Source organism: Streptococcus oralis subsp. oralis, assembly GCF_002096595.1.
GTDB lineage: Bacteria > Bacillota > Bacilli > Lactobacillales > Streptococcaceae > Streptococcus > Streptococcus oralis_D.
This window is the reverse complement of the sequence record NZ_NCUR01000010.1, coordinates 287,159-302,486: the sequence shown is the minus strand read 5'-3', so window position 1 is coordinate 302,486 and position 15,328 is coordinate 287,159. Positions and strand designations below refer to the sequence as shown.

The 15,328-nt window shown below is 40.3% G+C and carries 16 protein-coding genes; 13 read left to right on the top strand and 3 right to left on the bottom strand.

Features of this window, described 5'->3' with window-relative positions; genetic code table 11:
• The first annotated feature begins 84 nt into the window (after positions 1-84).
• The 13 genes from B7714_RS05850 (at position 85) to B7714_RS05790 (ending at position 12,555) form a co-directional block, all read left to right on the top strand.
• Complete coding sequence (locus B7714_RS05850; RefSeq protein ID WP_084859943.1) at positions 85-960, top strand: DUF4300 family protein; 876 nt, start codon at positions 85-87, stop codon at positions 958-960.
• 21 nt (positions 961-981) lie between these two features.
• On the top strand, positions 982-1,164 hold the full coding sequence (locus B7714_RS05845) for a hypothetical protein (RefSeq protein ID WP_084859942.1): 183 nt from the start codon (positions 982-984) through the stop codon (positions 1,162-1,164).
• Between the two features lie 72 nt (positions 1,165-1,236).
• On the top strand, positions 1,237-1,743 hold the full coding sequence (locus B7714_RS05840) for a YfbM family protein (protein WP_084859941.1): 507 nt from the start codon (positions 1,237-1,239) through the stop codon (positions 1,741-1,743).
• A gap of 31 nt (positions 1,744-1,774) precedes the next feature.
• The gene (locus B7714_RS05835; RefSeq protein WP_084859940.1) at positions 1,775-2,626 is read left to right on the top strand and encodes a CbrC family protein; all 852 of its coding nucleotides are present in this window, start codon (positions 1,775-1,777) and stop codon (positions 2,624-2,626) included.
• Positions 2,627-3,318: 692 nt separating this feature from the next.
• Complete coding sequence (locus B7714_RS05830; RefSeq protein WP_084859939.1) at positions 3,319-4,779, top strand: aminotransferase class I/II-fold pyridoxal phosphate-dependent enzyme; 1,461 nt, start codon at positions 3,319-3,321, stop codon at positions 4,777-4,779.
• Complete coding sequence (gene speE / locus B7714_RS05825; RefSeq protein WP_000366719.1) at positions 4,780-5,640, top strand: polyamine aminopropyltransferase; 861 nt, start codon at positions 4,780-4,782, stop codon at positions 5,638-5,640.
• A complete protein-coding gene (locus tag B7714_RS05820) occupies positions 5,637-6,896 on the top strand; it encodes a saccharopine dehydrogenase family protein (protein ID WP_000088752.1) in 1,260 nt (419 codons plus the stop codon). The genes speE and B7714_RS05820 overlap by 4 nt, the downstream gene beginning before the upstream one ends.
• Complete coding sequence (gene nspC, locus B7714_RS05815) at positions 6,896-8,023, top strand: carboxynorspermidine decarboxylase (protein ID WP_084859938.1); 1,128 nt, start codon at positions 6,896-6,898, stop codon at positions 8,021-8,023. Before B7714_RS05820 ends, nspC begins: the two co-directional genes overlap by 1 nt.
• Complete coding sequence (aguA, locus tag B7714_RS05810; RefSeq protein ID WP_084859937.1) at positions 8,020-9,105, top strand: agmatine deiminase; 1,086 nt, start codon at positions 8,020-8,022, stop codon at positions 9,103-9,105. The genes nspC and aguA overlap by 4 nt, the downstream gene beginning before the upstream one ends.
• 9 nt (positions 9,106-9,114) lie before the next feature.
• Positions 9,115-9,990: an N-carbamoylputrescine amidase gene (gene aguB, locus B7714_RS05805; protein WP_084859936.1), complete on the top strand. Its 876-nt coding sequence runs from the start codon at positions 9,115-9,117 to the stop codon at positions 9,988-9,990.
• Positions 9,991-10,134: 144 nt separating this feature from the next.
• Positions 10,135-10,872 (top strand): TraX family protein, encoded by a 738-nt coding sequence (locus B7714_RS05800; protein WP_084859935.1) that lies wholly within the window; start codon positions 10,135-10,137, stop codon positions 10,870-10,872.
• Positions 10,873-10,978: 106 nt separating this feature from the next.
• Positions 10,979-11,677, top strand: a complete 699-nt coding sequence (locus tag B7714_RS05795) for a response regulator transcription factor (protein ID WP_084859934.1) — start codon at positions 10,979-10,981, stop codon at positions 11,675-11,677.
• Positions 11,677-12,555: a sensor histidine kinase gene (locus B7714_RS05790; RefSeq protein WP_084859933.1), complete on the top strand. Its 879-nt coding sequence runs from the start codon at positions 11,677-11,679 to the stop codon at positions 12,553-12,555. Before B7714_RS05795 ends, B7714_RS05790 begins: the two co-directional genes overlap by 1 nt.
• A 38-nt stretch (positions 12,556-12,593) precedes the next feature.
• On the opposite strand, the gene B7714_RS05785 is transcribed toward B7714_RS05790, so the two are convergent.
• The 3 genes from B7714_RS05785 to B7714_RS05775 form a co-directional block, all read right to left on the bottom strand.
• Positions 12,594-13,346, bottom strand: a complete 753-nt coding sequence (locus tag B7714_RS05785) for an ABC transporter permease (protein ID WP_084859932.1) — start codon at positions 13,344-13,346, stop codon at positions 12,594-12,596.
• 10 nt (positions 13,347-13,356) lie between these two features.
• Positions 13,357-14,265 (bottom strand): ABC transporter ATP-binding protein, encoded by a 909-nt coding sequence (locus B7714_RS05780; RefSeq protein ID WP_084859931.1) that lies wholly within the window; start codon positions 14,263-14,265, stop codon positions 13,357-13,359.
• A gap of 140 nt (positions 14,266-14,405) precedes the next feature.
• A complete protein-coding gene (locus tag B7714_RS05775) occupies positions 14,406-15,215 on the bottom strand; it encodes a Cof-type HAD-IIB family hydrolase (RefSeq protein WP_084859930.1) in 810 nt (269 codons plus the stop codon).
• Positions 15,216-15,328: the final 113 nt, after the last annotated feature.

Genomic DNA, 15,328 nt, shown 5'->3' with positions numbered 1-15,328 from the left:
AGCTAAGTCACCGATTGCTAGATGAAGGATTAGCGAATGGTGTTTAAAATGAAAGAGAGATTTATACTCTTGAAGGAGAATTGCATGAAACGAACAAGAAAAGTAGTAGCTTTGGGACTGTGTTTACCGTTATTACTTGGATTGGCTGCATGTCACCAAAATAATACGAGCACTGAAGCTACAAATCAAGCACAGACCAGTTCAGATAAAGTTCCTTGGACGGCTTCATATTCCAATCTAAACGGTCAAGTCAGTACCGAAGAGGTCAAATCTCTTTTATCAGCTCACTTGGATCCAAATAGTGTTGATGCATTTTTCAAACTTGTTACAGACTATAATGCGACTGTCGGCTCTACTGGCTTAAGTGGTGATTTTGCTTCCTTTACAAAGACAGAATACGATGTAGAGAAAATCAGCAGTCTCTGGAATCAAAAAAAGGGTGACTTTGTCGGGACCAACTGCCGTATCAATAGCTATGCGCTCTTAAAAAATTCAGTCACAATCCCAAAACTTGAAAAGAATGATCAGCTTCTTTTTGTTGATAATGACGCTATCGATAAGGGAAAGGTGTTTGATGCAAAAGATAAGGAAGAGTTTGATATTCTATTTTCTAGGGTGGAGACGGAAGCAACGACGGATGTAAAAATTCACGCGAAGAAGATGGAGAAATTCTTCTCCCAGTTTCAATTTAATGACAAGGCTCGAATGCTGTCTGTTGTGTTGCATGATAATTTGGATGGAGAGTATCTTTTTGTCGGTCACGTTGGTGTTTTAGTGCCAGCTGAGGAGGGTTTCTTATTTGTAGAGAAACTGACTTTTGAAGAGCCTTATCAAGCTATTAAGTTTGAGAGCAAGGAAGATTGTTACAAGTATTTAGCTACAAAGTATGCGGATTACACTGGTGACGGATTAGCTAAGCCTTTTATCATGGATAATGAAAAGTGGGTTGAAGGTTATTAAGATAGGCAAAGGAGAAATAATATGGAGACTGTAATAGCGCTTTTATTTCTCATTCTTATCGGATTCTGGGCTGTAAACATTCTCAAGCCTCGTAAGTCAAATAAAAAGGAAAGATTTATTGGCTATATGCAGCGCTATGATATAGATGGTGAGGGTTATCAGTCAGAAGTCTGGGAAGTGACGGAAGATGAGAATGAGAAATAAGGAGGAGAGTCCAAAAACAGTAGATATCTTACCTTTTTCAAGAAAGGGGACTAACTAATTGGAGGAAACATTATGGGAATGATTGCTAATTATCAATATCTATCTGATAATGAATTAAGCCAAATAAAGCGGTATTCTTGTCAGGAAGAGGATTTGCTTGACTTGGTAGAGGATTATCCTGAGGGAAATGATACGTTGATAGATATTGACAAAATGTGGGATGCCTTACTCTTTGTTATGACAGGTTTTAGTAGTTCAGAATTTATGGATGACGACCCCTTGAGAGAAGCTGTCTTGGGAGTGACCCCTTTAGAAAATGTGTCAGAATATATAGCCTATACTGAACACTCAAAGATAGCTGAGATTGTTCAAGCTTTAGAGAATTTTGACATGGATAGGGCTCTGGCAGACTTTAGCATGGAAGCATGCAAGAAAGCCGACTTGTATCCTGATATTTGGGATTATCTTGAGGATGAGGAAGAAATCAAGTCTTTCATTTTAACCTGCTTTGTCAAAATGAAAGACTTTTACAAGGAAATCTTAAACCACAAGGGGAATGTCTTAGTGACTATTTGTTAAGGTTTTTATAATCCATTAGAAAGGTAATCCTATGAATCCATATTTACAAAAATACATTACTTTAAAGAAGCAATATATAGCCCAGGAGGGCAATCCACCAAGTGTCTCAGCTCTTTATGAATTAGTTGATGAATTAGCTAAGTCTGATGATTTGGAAGCGAAGAAAGTTTTAGTAGATCTCTATGAGCAATTAGGTCTCTACGCTAGTGCCTATGATTTATTTACCAAAATAATCACTAAGCCAGATCGAAAACAAATTAAAAAATTAGCTCACTTAGCAGAGATGAGTCAAAGCCATGGAGATCGCTTTGCCCTTCCTCGTCCTCTAAGAAAAGAAGAGAAGAAGCAGAGAACAGAGCTATCACAGTCTTTGCCACATTTTATCTACCATCCAGATCCTCTATCAACGGGAGCTTTTGTAGAGGGAGAAGCCAAGCTTTGTCCATCTTGTGGGAAAGAAAGCAATATATATTATAACTTGATGCCTTATTGTATTGACAACATCAAAAATCTTTGTCCATTTTGTATTGCAAACGGGCTAGCAGCAAAGAAATTCGATGCAGAATTTGTTCAAGATGCTGAGTGTCAGGGTGAATTGGATCCAGAAAAAGACCAGGTGCTTTTTTGCCAGACCCCTGGCTACTCTAGTTGGCAGGGAGAAAATTGGCTTTCTTGTTGTCAGGATTATTGTGCTTATTTGGGTACAGTTGGCACTCGAGAATTAAAGGCCATGGGAATTGCCGAGCAAGTCTTGGCAGACTATGAAGAGCGTGGAGAATATCAAGATATTGAAGAATACTTGGTTAAGGATGGCTCTCTTTGTGGCTACCTTTTTAGATGCCTTCACTGTCAAAAATACCAGATCGGGGTTGATGCTGATTAAATTTTAATGATACAATTACATTAACATACATTCCTTTGTATTCTTTTAATGTCTAATCTCTAATTTAATTTTAGAATATGAAAACTGGTGCATTGTGTCATAGTATACTTTTATTATCTTTTAAATCATCATATGAAGAATAGGAGCTACCAAACCTAGTTCCTATTTTATTATTTAAAGGCAAATTTGAAATAGTTTTTAATTTTTAGATATATTAAAAATACGAACAAAAATTATTTTTTTTAAAAAAACTTTCACAAAATACTTTACAAACTTGTGTAAACATGATATAGTTATAAGGCTTAGAAAATGAGATGATGTTTTCTAGCAAATATAAACCCGAGTAAAAAATGCCTACGGACAGGCAGGGTTGAATGCCGAAGCGTGGTTGAAAAGCCACATTATTGATAGGGTTAAAAGCCTACTTTTATAAGTTGATGTTAGGACGTTTGTCCTAATTCATAAATTTTAGTGTGGTGAAAGCACACGTCATCTTGTGAAACGATCAATAAAGTACGTAATATTTGCTACTAGAGAGTTAGGAAACATCGGGAACAGACATACTCAACAGAAACCAAAATAAACACGTCAGAAGATTGCAGAGCAGGTGAAAACCTGCTCTTTTTTCATAAGTCAACCTTTAGTCGCCTTTATCTTCTTGAGGTGCTAAAAATACGGTAAAGGAGTATGTCTTGAAGAAGTTAGATCAAAACCAAGCCCCAATTTACGAGGCCTTGGTCAAACTACGCAAGAAAAGGATTGTTCCCTTTGATGTGCCAGGTCACAAGCGTGGACGAGGAAATCCAGAACTTGTCGAACTGTTAGGAGAAAAATGTGTTGGCATTGATGTCAATTCTATGAAACCCTTGGATAATCTCGGCCATCCTATTTCGATTATTCGAGATGCAGAGGAGCTAGCAGCGGATGCTTTTGGTGCAGCGCATGCCTTTCTGATGATTGGGGGAACAACTTCATCTGTTCAAACCATGATTCTTTCCACCTGTAAGGCAGGAGATAAGATTATTCTGCCACGAAATGTCCATAAATCTGCTATCAATGCGTTGGTTCTATGTGGAGCCATTCCCATCTATATCGAGATGAGTGTGGATCCTAAAATCGGCATCGCTTTAGGTCTTGAAAATGACCGGGTTGCCCAGGCCATTAAGGAACATCCAGATGCTAAAGCTATCCTAATCAACAATCCTACCTACTATGGAATTTGTTCAGACCTCAAGGGTTTAACGGAAATGGCCCATGAAGCGGGCATGCTTGTTTTAGTGGATGAAGCTCATGGAGCGCATTTGCATTTTACAGATAAACTTCCAATTTCTGCTATGGATGCAGGTGCTGATATGGCGGCGGTCTCTATGCATAAGTCTGGTGGGAGTCTGACCCAAAGCTCCATTTTACTTATTGGAAATCAGATGAATCCTGAGTACGTTCGTCAGATTATCAACCTGACCCAGTCGACATCTGCCTCTTACTTGTTGATGGCTAGTTTGGATATTTCTCGACGGAACTTAGCTCTTCGTGGCAAAGAGTCTTTTGAGAAAGTCATTGAGCTATCCGAATACGCTCGTCGTGAAATCAATGCTATCGGTGGTTACTATGCCTACTCAAAAGAGCTCATAGGCGGTGTTTCGGTCTGTGATTTTGACGTGACCAAGCTGTCAGTTTACACTCAGGGGATTGGCTTAACAGGTATCGAAGTTTATGACCTCCTGCGAGACGAATACGATATTCAGATCGAATTTGGTGATATTGGGAATATCTTAGCTTATATTTCGATTGGTGACCGCATCCAAGACATCGAACGTTTGGTCGGTGCTTTGGCGGATATCAAGAGACTCTACTCAAGAGATGGAAAAGATTTGATTGCTGGAGAATATATCCAGCCCGAGTTAGTGCTGTCTCCACAAGAAGCCTTTTATTCAGAGAGAAAAAGTTTGACCTTGGCTGATTCTGTTGGACATGTCTGTGGGGAATTTGTCATGTGCTATCCTCCAGGCATCCCAATCCTAGCACCAGGTGAACGGATTACACGAGAGATTGTGGATTATATCCAATTTGCCAAAGAACGTGGTTGCTCCCTCCAAGGAACGGAAGATCCAGTTGTCAATCACATCAACGTCATTAAGAGAAAGGAGAACTAGATGGATTTATGGTTTTCTGAAGTTCATACTCCAGATGTGAAATTGTCCCTGAGAACAGCCAAGCAACTCTACGCTGGTAAGAGTGAATGGCAGGATATCGAAGTATTAGATACGCCAGCTTTTGGGAAAATACTGATTTTAAATGGGCACGTCTTGTTTTCAGATGCGGATGATTTTGTCTACAACGAAATGACGGTCCACGTTCCCATGGCTGTCCACCCAAATCCAAAGAAAGTCTTGGTTATTGGGGGTGGTGACGGCGGTGTTGCCCAAGTATTAACCCTCTATCCTGAACTGGAGCAAATCGATATTGTAGAACCAGATGAGATGTTGGTTGAGGTTTGTCGTGAGTATTTCCCAGACTTTGCTGCAGGGCTAGATGATCCTCGTGTTACCATTTACTACCAAAATGGTTTACGCTTTTTACGAAACTGTGAGGATGATTACGATATCATTATCAACGATGCGACAGATCCATTTGGACATACGGAAGGGCTCTTTACCAAGGAATTTTACGGTAACAGTTACAGAGCTCTGAAGGAAGACGGGATCATGATTTACCAGCATGGGAGTCCTTTCTTTGACGAAGATGAGTCAGCTTGCCGAAGCATGCACCGCAAGGTTAATCAAGCCTTTCCAATCAGTCGGGTTTATCAGGCGCACATCCCAACCAGTCCAGCTGGCTATTGGCTATTTGGATTTGCATCGAAAAAATACCACCCTGTCAAAGATTTTGACAAGGAAGGCTGGAGAAAACGCCAGCTTTTCACAGAATACTACACTGCAAACTTACATGTGGGGGCCTTTATGTTGCCCAAGTATGTAGAAGACATTTTAGAAGAAGAGGAAGGAAAAAAATGAGTCGTTTATTAGTTATTGGATGTGGGGGCGTTGCCCAAGTTGCTATTTCAAAGATTTGCCAAGATAGCGAAACCTTTAAAGAAATTATGATTGCTAGCCGTACCAAGTCAAAATGTGATGACTTGAAAGCTAAACTAGAAGGCAAAACAAGTACTAAGATTGAGACAGCTGCTCTTGATGCAGACAAGGTAGAAGAAGTGGTTGCCTTGATTGAAAGCTACAAGCCAGAAGCCGTTTTGAACGTAGCTTTACCATACCAAGACTTGACCATTATGGATGCTTGTTTAGCGACTGGAGTTCACTATATCGACACAGCTAACTACGAGGCAGAGGATACAGAAGATCCTGAGTGGCGTGCCATCTACGAAAAACGCTGCAAGGAACTTGGTTTTACAGCCTACTTTGACTACTCATGGCAGTGGGCTTATCAGGAAAAATTCAAAGAAGCAGGCTTGACTGCTCTGCTTGGATCTGGCTTTGACCCAGGTGTAACCAGCGTTTTTTCAGCTTACGCCCTTAAACATTATTTTGATGAAATCCACTATATCGATATTTTAGACTGTAATGGTGGTGACCACGGTTATCCATTTGCAACAAACTTTAACCCAGAAATCAATCTCCGCGAGGTTTCTGCGCCAGGTTCTTACTGGGAAGATGGAAAATGGGTCGAAGTCGAAGCCATGTCTATCAAGCGTGAGTATGATTTCCCTCAAGTTGGACAAAAAGATATGTATCTCCTTCACCATGAAGAAATCGAATCACTTGCCAAAAACATTCCAGGTGTTAAACGCATTCGTTTCTTTATGACTTTTGGCCAATCTTATCTAACTCACATGAAATGCTTGGAAAACGTTGGTCTCCTTCGTACGGATGCTATTAACTTTAATGGACAAGACATTGTGCCGATTCAATTCTTAAAAGCCTTGCTTCCTGATCCAGCTAGCCTTGGCCCACGTACAGTTGGAAAAACCAATATCGGTTGTATCTTTACAGGTGTCAAAGACGGTGTTGAGAAGACTATCTATATCTACAATGTTTGCGACCATCAGGAATGTTACGCAGAAGTTGGTTCACAAGCAATTTCTTACACGACAGGTGTTCCCGCTATGATTGGGACAAAATTGGTTATGAACGGTACTTGGAAACAACCTGGAGTTTACAACCTTGAAGAATTGGATCCAGATCCATTCATGGAAGCTTTGAATGAGTATGGTTTGCCTTGGGTTGTGGTTGAAAATCCGCAAATGGTGGACTAATGAAGTTAGAACAAGTACTAACACCTTCTTATATCATTGACTTAGGAAAATTAGAAGAGAATTGTCGCATTCTACAAGAAGTCCAAGAAAAAGCCGGTTGTAAGGTGTTGCTAGCTCAGAAAGCCTATTCCCTCTATAAAACCTATCCTTTGATTAGCCAGTATCTCTCTGGTACAACGGCTAGTGGTCTCTATGAGGCTAAGCTAGCTAGAGAAGAGTTTCCGGGGGAAGTCCATGTATTTGCACCTGCTTTCAAGGATGCAGACTTGGAGGAATTGCTGGAGATAACGGATCATATCGTCTTCAACTCAGAGAGACAGTTGCGCAAACACGGTCCTCGTTGCCGAGAGGCTGGTATTAGTGTCGGTTTGCGCCTCAACCCACAGTGTTCAACTCAAGGAGATCACGCGCTCTATGACCCTTGTGCTCCGGGATCTCGGTTTGGAGTTACTCTTGATAAGATACCGAGTGATTTGCTGGACTTAGTAGATGGTCTTCATTTTCATACCCTTTGTGAGCAGGGGGCAGATGATTTAGAAACAACTTTGAAAGCTGTAGAAGCGCAGTTTGGACCTTATTTATATAAGGTCAAATGGCTCAATATGGGTGGAGGACACCACATAACGAGAGAAGACTATGATGTGGATTTGCTGACTTCTGAAATCAAGCGTATCCGAGAAACTTACAATCTTGAAGTCTATATCGAGCCGGGTGAAGCTATTGCGCTCAATGCGGGTTCTCTAGCAACTGAAGTATTGGACATTGTCGAAAACGGTATGGATATTTTGGTTTTAGATGCCTCCGCGACCTGCCATATGCCAGATGTACTTGAAATGCCCTATCGTCCACCTTTGAGAAATGGATTTGAACCGCAGGAAAAAGCCCATACCTATAGACTTTCTTCCAATACCTGTCTGACGGGTGATGTGATTGGTGATTATAGTTTTGAAAATCCAGTCCAAATCGGTGATAGACTTTACTTTGAAGACATGGCAATCTACTCCTTTGTCAAAAATAATACCTTTAACGGTATTGGCTTGCCAAGTCTCTATCTTATGGACGAGCAGGGTGACTGCAGCTTAGTCAAAGCCTTTGGCTATCAAGACTTTAAAGGGAGATTATCATGATAGAAACTCCGAAAAAAGCAGGCTATCGTATGCCAGCAGAGTATGAATCCCATCATGGTACCCTCATGATATGGCCGACTCGACCAGGATCATGGCCTTTTCAAGGAAAAGCTGCTAAAAGAGCATTTACTCAGATCATCGAGACCATAGCAGAAGGGGAAACTGTTTATCTCTTGGTGGAGCAGGACTATCTATCTGAAGCACAATCCTATCTTGGAGACAAGGTCGTTTATTTAGATATTCCCACCAATGATGCCTGGGCTCGTGATACAGGTCCGACGATTCTTGTCAATGATAAGAGAGAAAAGTTGGCAGTAGGCTGGTCTTTCAATGCTTGGGGTGGTGCTGTTGATGGTCTTTATCAAGATTATGAAGATGATGACCAAGTAGCTAGTCGTTTTGCTGAGACCTTGGGAATGCCTGTTTACGATGCCAAACCTTTTGTACTGGAAGGCGGAGCGATACACAGCGATGGTCAAGGAACCATTCTTGTGACTGAAAGTTGCCTACTAAGCTCTGGTCGCAATCCTCATCTCAGTAAAGAGGAAATCGAAAACACCTTATTAGAGAGCCTTGGCGCTGAAAAAATTATTTGGCTTCCTTATGGTATTTATCAAGATGAGACAAACGAGCACGTTGATAATGTAGCAGCCTTCGTTGGTCCTGCAGAGCTTGTTCTAGCTTGGACAGACGACAAAAGCGATCCTCAGTATGCCATGTCTGCAGCTGACCTTGCCCTTTTAGAGAAGGAAACAGATGCGAAAGGTCGCCCTTTTACTATTCATAAGCTTCCTATCCCAGCTGATTTTCAAGTAGTTACTGAAGAGGATTTACCAGGCTATATCTATGAAGAAGGAGAAGAAGAGCGATACGCAGGTGAACGACTAGCAGCTTCCTACGTAAACTTTTATATCGCCAACAAGGCTGTCTTGGTACCACAGTTTGAGGATGTAAACGACCAAGTGGCCCTAGATATTCTCAGCAAGTGTTTCCCAGACCGTAAAGTTGTCGGAATACCAGCCAGAGACATTCTTTTAGGTGGTGGCAATATCCACTGTATCACCCAACAAATCCCAGAATAGGAGAAAAAGATGAGAAATGTAAGAGTTGCAGCGATCCAGATGCAATGCGCCAAGGATGTGGCAACAAATATCCAAACAGCTGAACGTTTAGTACGTCAGGCTGCAAAACAAGGCGCACAAATTATTCTCTTGCCGGAGTTGTTTGAACGTCCTTATTTTTGTCAGGAACGCCAGTATGACTACTACCAGTATGCCCAGTCGGTGATAGAAAATACAGCTATTCAGCATTTTAAAGTGCTTGCTAAGGAACTAGAAGTTGTTTTACCGATCAGTTTCTATGAAAAAGATGGCAATGTCTTATACAATTCTATTGCTGTCGTTGATGCAGATGGTGAGGTTCTTGGCATTTATCGGAAGACCCACATACCAGATGACCATTATTATCAAGAAAAGTTTTACTTTACGCCTGGTAACACTGGTTTCAAGGTCTGGGATACTCGCTACGCTAAGATTGGGATTGGCATCTGTTGGGATCAATGGTTTCCTGAAACAGCACGCTGTCTTGCGTTGAATGGGGCAGAATTGCTCTTTTATCCAACAGCTATTGGTTCGGAACCTATCTTAGATACGGACAGTTGTGGTCACTGGCAACGTACGATGCAAGGGCACGCAGCGGCTAATATTGTCCCAGTCATTGCAGCCAATCGTTACGGTTTGGAAGAAGTCACTCCTAGTGAGGAAAATGGTGGACAGAGTTCCAGTCTTGACTTCTACGGTTCGTCCTTTATGACGGATGAAACAGGAGCTATTCTAGAGAGAGCTGAAAGACAAGGAGAAGCTGTTCTGTTAGCCACCTATGACCTGGATAAGGGAGCAAGTGAACGCCTCAACTGGGGACTGTTTCGTGATAGAAGACCAGAAATGTACCAACGGATTACCGACTAGAAGGTCAATTTCATAATAAATTTTTGATATTCACGCCTATCTTACAAAAATGTAAGATAGGCTTTTTAAATGTAAGATGGGTGTACGATTATACGTAGAAATGTATGCTATACTCTATGTAGATAAAAAAGAAAGAGGTTTATTATGAAAAAATGGAATGCGACGCAGTTGAAGTATCTGATGGCGGCAGTAATGGTTCTGGACCATATCCCTCATATCACCGGGATCGTTTCTCCTCTGTGGGAAGGTATCTTCCACGCCTTGACCCGTTGTGTGGGAGTTTGGTTTGCGTATATGGCTATGGAAGGTTTTATCTATACTCGAAACTTGAAAAACTACCTCATCCGTCTCTGGTCTTGGGCGCTGATCATGTTTGCTGGAAATAGCCTTCTCAATACTCTGTTTGCCTCTAAGGGTGTAATGGTTACTAATAATATTTTCTTTACTTTGGCAATTGGTGTCACCATGCTTTGGCTTGGTTTTCCCAGAAAAGAGCTGGATAAAAAAGAGAAGTTGTGGCGTCGGATTGGGGTTGCTGGTCTCTTGATTTTCGGTTGTCTTTTTACCGAGGGTGGTATCACCATGCTACCATTTCTCTTGATTAGTTACTCTTGTCGAAATCGCAAGGGCTTGCGAAATCTCCTTTATGCTTTTCTCTGGGCCTTTCTGTTAGTGACTTCCATCCAAATTTACGACACTTGGCACCAAACACTGGAAATGATGCTTTTCAATTCTGACTGGCTCTTTGTCACCGTATTTCCTTTTATGGCCTTGTATAATGGACAGCGAGGAAAGGAAACCGTCTGGAGTAAATATTTCTTTTATATTTTCTACCCAGCTCATCTATGGATTATAGCCTTGATTGCCTATTTGGTTAAGTAGATTCAATATTCATTAGCTCCTTCTTGCTTAAAATGTGAGAGGAGCTTTTCTGTATCTGGAATTCACAACAAAACATGTTATAATAGTTTTAGAAAGGACGAGGTTTATGGCGAGCATACTTATAATTGAAGATAATAATGAAATCCAGGAAATCTTAAGAACCCTTCTTGCAGAGGAACACAAGGTGATTCAAGCATTTTCTGGTACAGAAGGTATCATGCAATTTGATAAAGGTGGCATTGATCTCGTTTTGCTAGATATCATGCTCCCTGGGAAAAATGGCGACCAAGTCTTGCAAGCTATTCGACAAACTAGTCAGACTCCGGTCATCATGCTTACTGCTTTAGGTGATAAAAAACTCATCAGCCAATATCTCTTAGATGGTGCCAATGATTATGTAGTAAAACCTTTTGATTTGGACGAAGTCTTTGCCAGAGTCACTGTGCAATTACGCCAAAGTGGTGAACATCAGTCAGAAGATCGAAGAGAAATTGATAACCTCGTACAAAATTTTAAAAATGTCCAGTTTGATGCGGATAGTTTTGAAATAAGTAACGCAACTGAAACCATTCGCCTTGCAAAGAAAGAGTGTCAGATTCTCCAAATGTTGCTCCAGTATCCTAAAAAGATCTTCACCAAAGAAGAACTCTATGAATTGATTTGGTTAGAAAGTTACCTGCCTGGAGACAATACACTCAACACTCATCTAAGCAATCTCCGTAAAAAACTGCATCAACTGGATCCAAATCATGAGTACATCGAAACCATTTGGGGAGTTGGTGTTCGATTAAAAGGAGACAAATAATGAATTACATTTTGATATCAATATTACTCCTTACTAACATTATTTTTGCGATATCTTTGATTCGCTATCATATAGCAATTAGAGATTTAAGCAGACAAATCGAAGAAAAGATTCGCTCTGGTAGCATGAAGAGAATCGGGGTAAATTTCTTTTCAAAGACCATTTTGCGTCTACATAACCAAATTGAGAATCTATTTCAAGAAGTGGAACAGAATCAGCTAATCATGAAGCGTGAAAAACGCACCCTCGATATGGCAATCAGTAACATCGCTCATGATATTCGGACACCTTTGACAATCGCTTCAGGATATACTCAGCAACTAATAAAACACCCCGATAATAGTTCAGAGACCTTAAATAAAATAGCACATCATCAGGATTTGGTTTCCAAACGGTTGGAGGCTCTCCTCGAATACCGTCATTTGATGGAAGGAGCAGTCAAACCGAAACTGGAAGAACTTGATTTATCAACTTTTATAACGAAAAAGACTTTAGCTTATTACGACGTTTTTCAATCTTCACATATTGTTCTTGATTTTAACGTTGAACCAGGATTGAAGACGACGACTGATGAGGACTTGCTGGATCGAATTATACAAAACCTCCTTGGAAATGTTCTCAAGCACGGCAAGGAGGAGGCTCGACTTTCTTTGAAAAAGGAAGAAAATAGGCTTGTTTTGGAAATTGATAACCTAGTCAAAAAACCTATTAAGAATATAGATAATCTCAGTAATCGTTTTTATTCTGAAAATATGTCAGATACCGAAGAATCCTCTGGTTTAGGTCTCTATATTACCGAGGAATTAGTTCATCTTCTTGGAGCGGATATGAAACTAGCCACTGATGGAGAATGGTTTTCAGTCTTTATTTATCTTTAACAGAAGAAACCTCCTCTATATCCTAGAGGAGGTCCTTTTTATAAGCTTTTCTTCTTGAAAATAATCAGTCCACTGAAAGAGAAGAAAAGTATGACTGTTACGCAAACCGTGATGGTATAGAGAATAGCTTGACTATTAGTAGTCATAGCATAGGCAAAATCTAGAATTAAATATCGTAGAATTTCAATGTCTGGGAAAACAAGAATTGGAATAGAAACGACAATAGAGCTAATCAGATAACCAATAAATACGGCAAGATAAGAATGAGTTAGGTAGAGAATAAAGGAGACAATCGAAAGCCAAGCGAGTAGGCATAGAAATTGAAGGGAAATCGTCAAGAGGAGATTGGCAATAAAACCATCAGGCATTGTACCAAGTCCGTTTAGTAGAGTCGCGGGAATAAAGGCAATCACAAGACTGGTGATGAGTTGTAAGAGAGCGATACTTGCTAGAACAAAGAATTTAGCAAGGAAAAATTCTGTACGAGAAACGCCAACTGTCAAACTATTTTTATAGAGCTTACCGATTAGATCAACCCCAAGAACTAAACATACTAGAATAATACAGAGGAAAACGAGGTTTGAGCCGTTATTTGACGCGTTGATTAGAGCTTCCATCCCATTCCAACCATGGGTAGGAATCTCGGGTGGTGCTGGCTGAACTGACATTAGATGCCCTGTAGCGCCAATAGTGGCACCCAGTAACATAAGTACAAAGAGAATGAATTCTGTAATCCAGAATCCTTTGGAGCGGAAAAGACGGTAAAAATCTGCTTGAATGGTATGTATCATGATTTTTCTCCTATTCTACCAATTGTGTGAAGTATTCTTCTAGGTTTTGACGGGCAAAGTATATCTCATCAATAGCAACATCGGCCAAAGTTAGTTGCTTAAGAATCTGTTTGACATCTTGTTCATTACCAAAGATATGGATTTCATTTTCGGGGTTTACAACCTTAAACTGGAGCTGGATTTGTTCTTTCAATACCTGACAAGCTCTTTCTTTATCGCTTGTTTTAAGCACAATATAATCCTCACTCAGTGTTTCAAATTCAGCTTTACTGATTTCACGGATAATCTTACCTTGATCCAGAATACCAAAGCGATTAGCTAAGAGATAGAGTTCTGACAAGATATGGCTAGAGATGAGGATAGTTATTCCTTTTTCTTGATTGAGCCGCTGGATCATGAGACGAAATTCTTTGATCCCAATTGGGTCGAGACCGTTAATGGGTTCATCAAGAATCAGGAAATCAGGTTTGGATAGGAGGGCAATGGCGATACCAAGTCTTTGTTTCATTCCTAGCGAGAAATCACGGAAGACTTTTTTTCCTGTATCTGACAAACCTACATAATCCAGTGTTTCTTGAATGACTTTATCAGCATTTGGAATATGATGTATCATACAATAATATTTCAGATTCTGGTATGCTGTTAAGTGATTATGAGCTACAGGTGATTCGATAACAGAACCAACTCGAGATAAAGCCTTGGTCCACTCATTTTCCGATTGACTAGAAAAGAGGGAAATAGTTCCTTTATCCGCAAACAATAATTGTGTAATGATTTTGATAAGAGTAGTTTTACCTGCTCCATTTTTTCCAATTAGACCATAAATATCTCCCTCTTTTATGCTTAGACTAAGATCTTGAAGAATAGCTTGTTGTCCGAATTGTTTGGTCAGTCCATGAATTTCGAGTACTGTTTTCATGATTTTCTCCTTTTGATTTATTTTTCTAACTTTAGTATAAGGTATAGAAATCAAAGAAATATCAAGCAATTCTAAAGAGTTTCTAAAGTTTTGTGATTCTAAAAAAACAAAACCCAGTTGACATGAACTGGGCTTTTTTACTATAAAATATACTTCTCAATGGCACGCGCAACGCCTTCTTCTTCATTGCTGGCTGTAACGTCATTAGCAAGGGATTTGACATAATCACTGGCATTTCCCATTGCAATGCCAAGTCCTGCAAACTGAAGCATTTCGATATCGTTATTGGCATCGCCCATGGCCATAATTTCTGAGGGCTCGATCTTCAAAATCGCAGCTAGTCTAGAAAGAGCAGTAGCCTTGGTAGTTCCAAGTGGCATGGCTTCATAAATGACAGGCTGCGAACGAACGCCGCTAAATCGTTGGCAGAGCTCCTCAGCAAACCGCTGCTCAAAATCGTCTGTTTGCTCTTTTGTTCCTAAAAACATGCCTTGGAACATCCGATACTTGCCACTAGTCGCGTCCTCAAGGGAGATTTCAGTCAGGTCTGAAAAGACTAGCTTGGCATCATTTTGAACAATTTCATTAGGCTTGCCACCGAGAACAAAATAATGTTTCTCATCAAAAAGAGTTAACTGGACGTCGCTTTTTTCTGCTAGGTCATAAAGGTATTCAATGTCAGCTGGACTGAGTTCTTGCCAGTCCACTAGACTCCAGTCACTGGTCTGATGGGTTGAACAACCGTTATTGACGATGACATACTCATTCTGAAGGTCCAGTCCCAGTTTTTTGTAGTAAGGAAGAACACCGAAAAGCGGGCGACCTGTACAGAGAACCAGTTTGACACCTTTTTCAATGGCTTGGTGAATAGCAGTGATGTGGGCTTGCGGGATTTCTTTGGCTTCATTAAGGAGGGTTCCGTCCATATCCAAGGCTAGTAGTTTAATCATAAGACTTCCTTTTCTAGGTGTTTTGCTTTTATTATAGCATATAGACTATGAAATGTCCGACAGAATTGTAACATTTGACTTTCCTTTTCTTGAAAAACAAAATAAATTCTTAT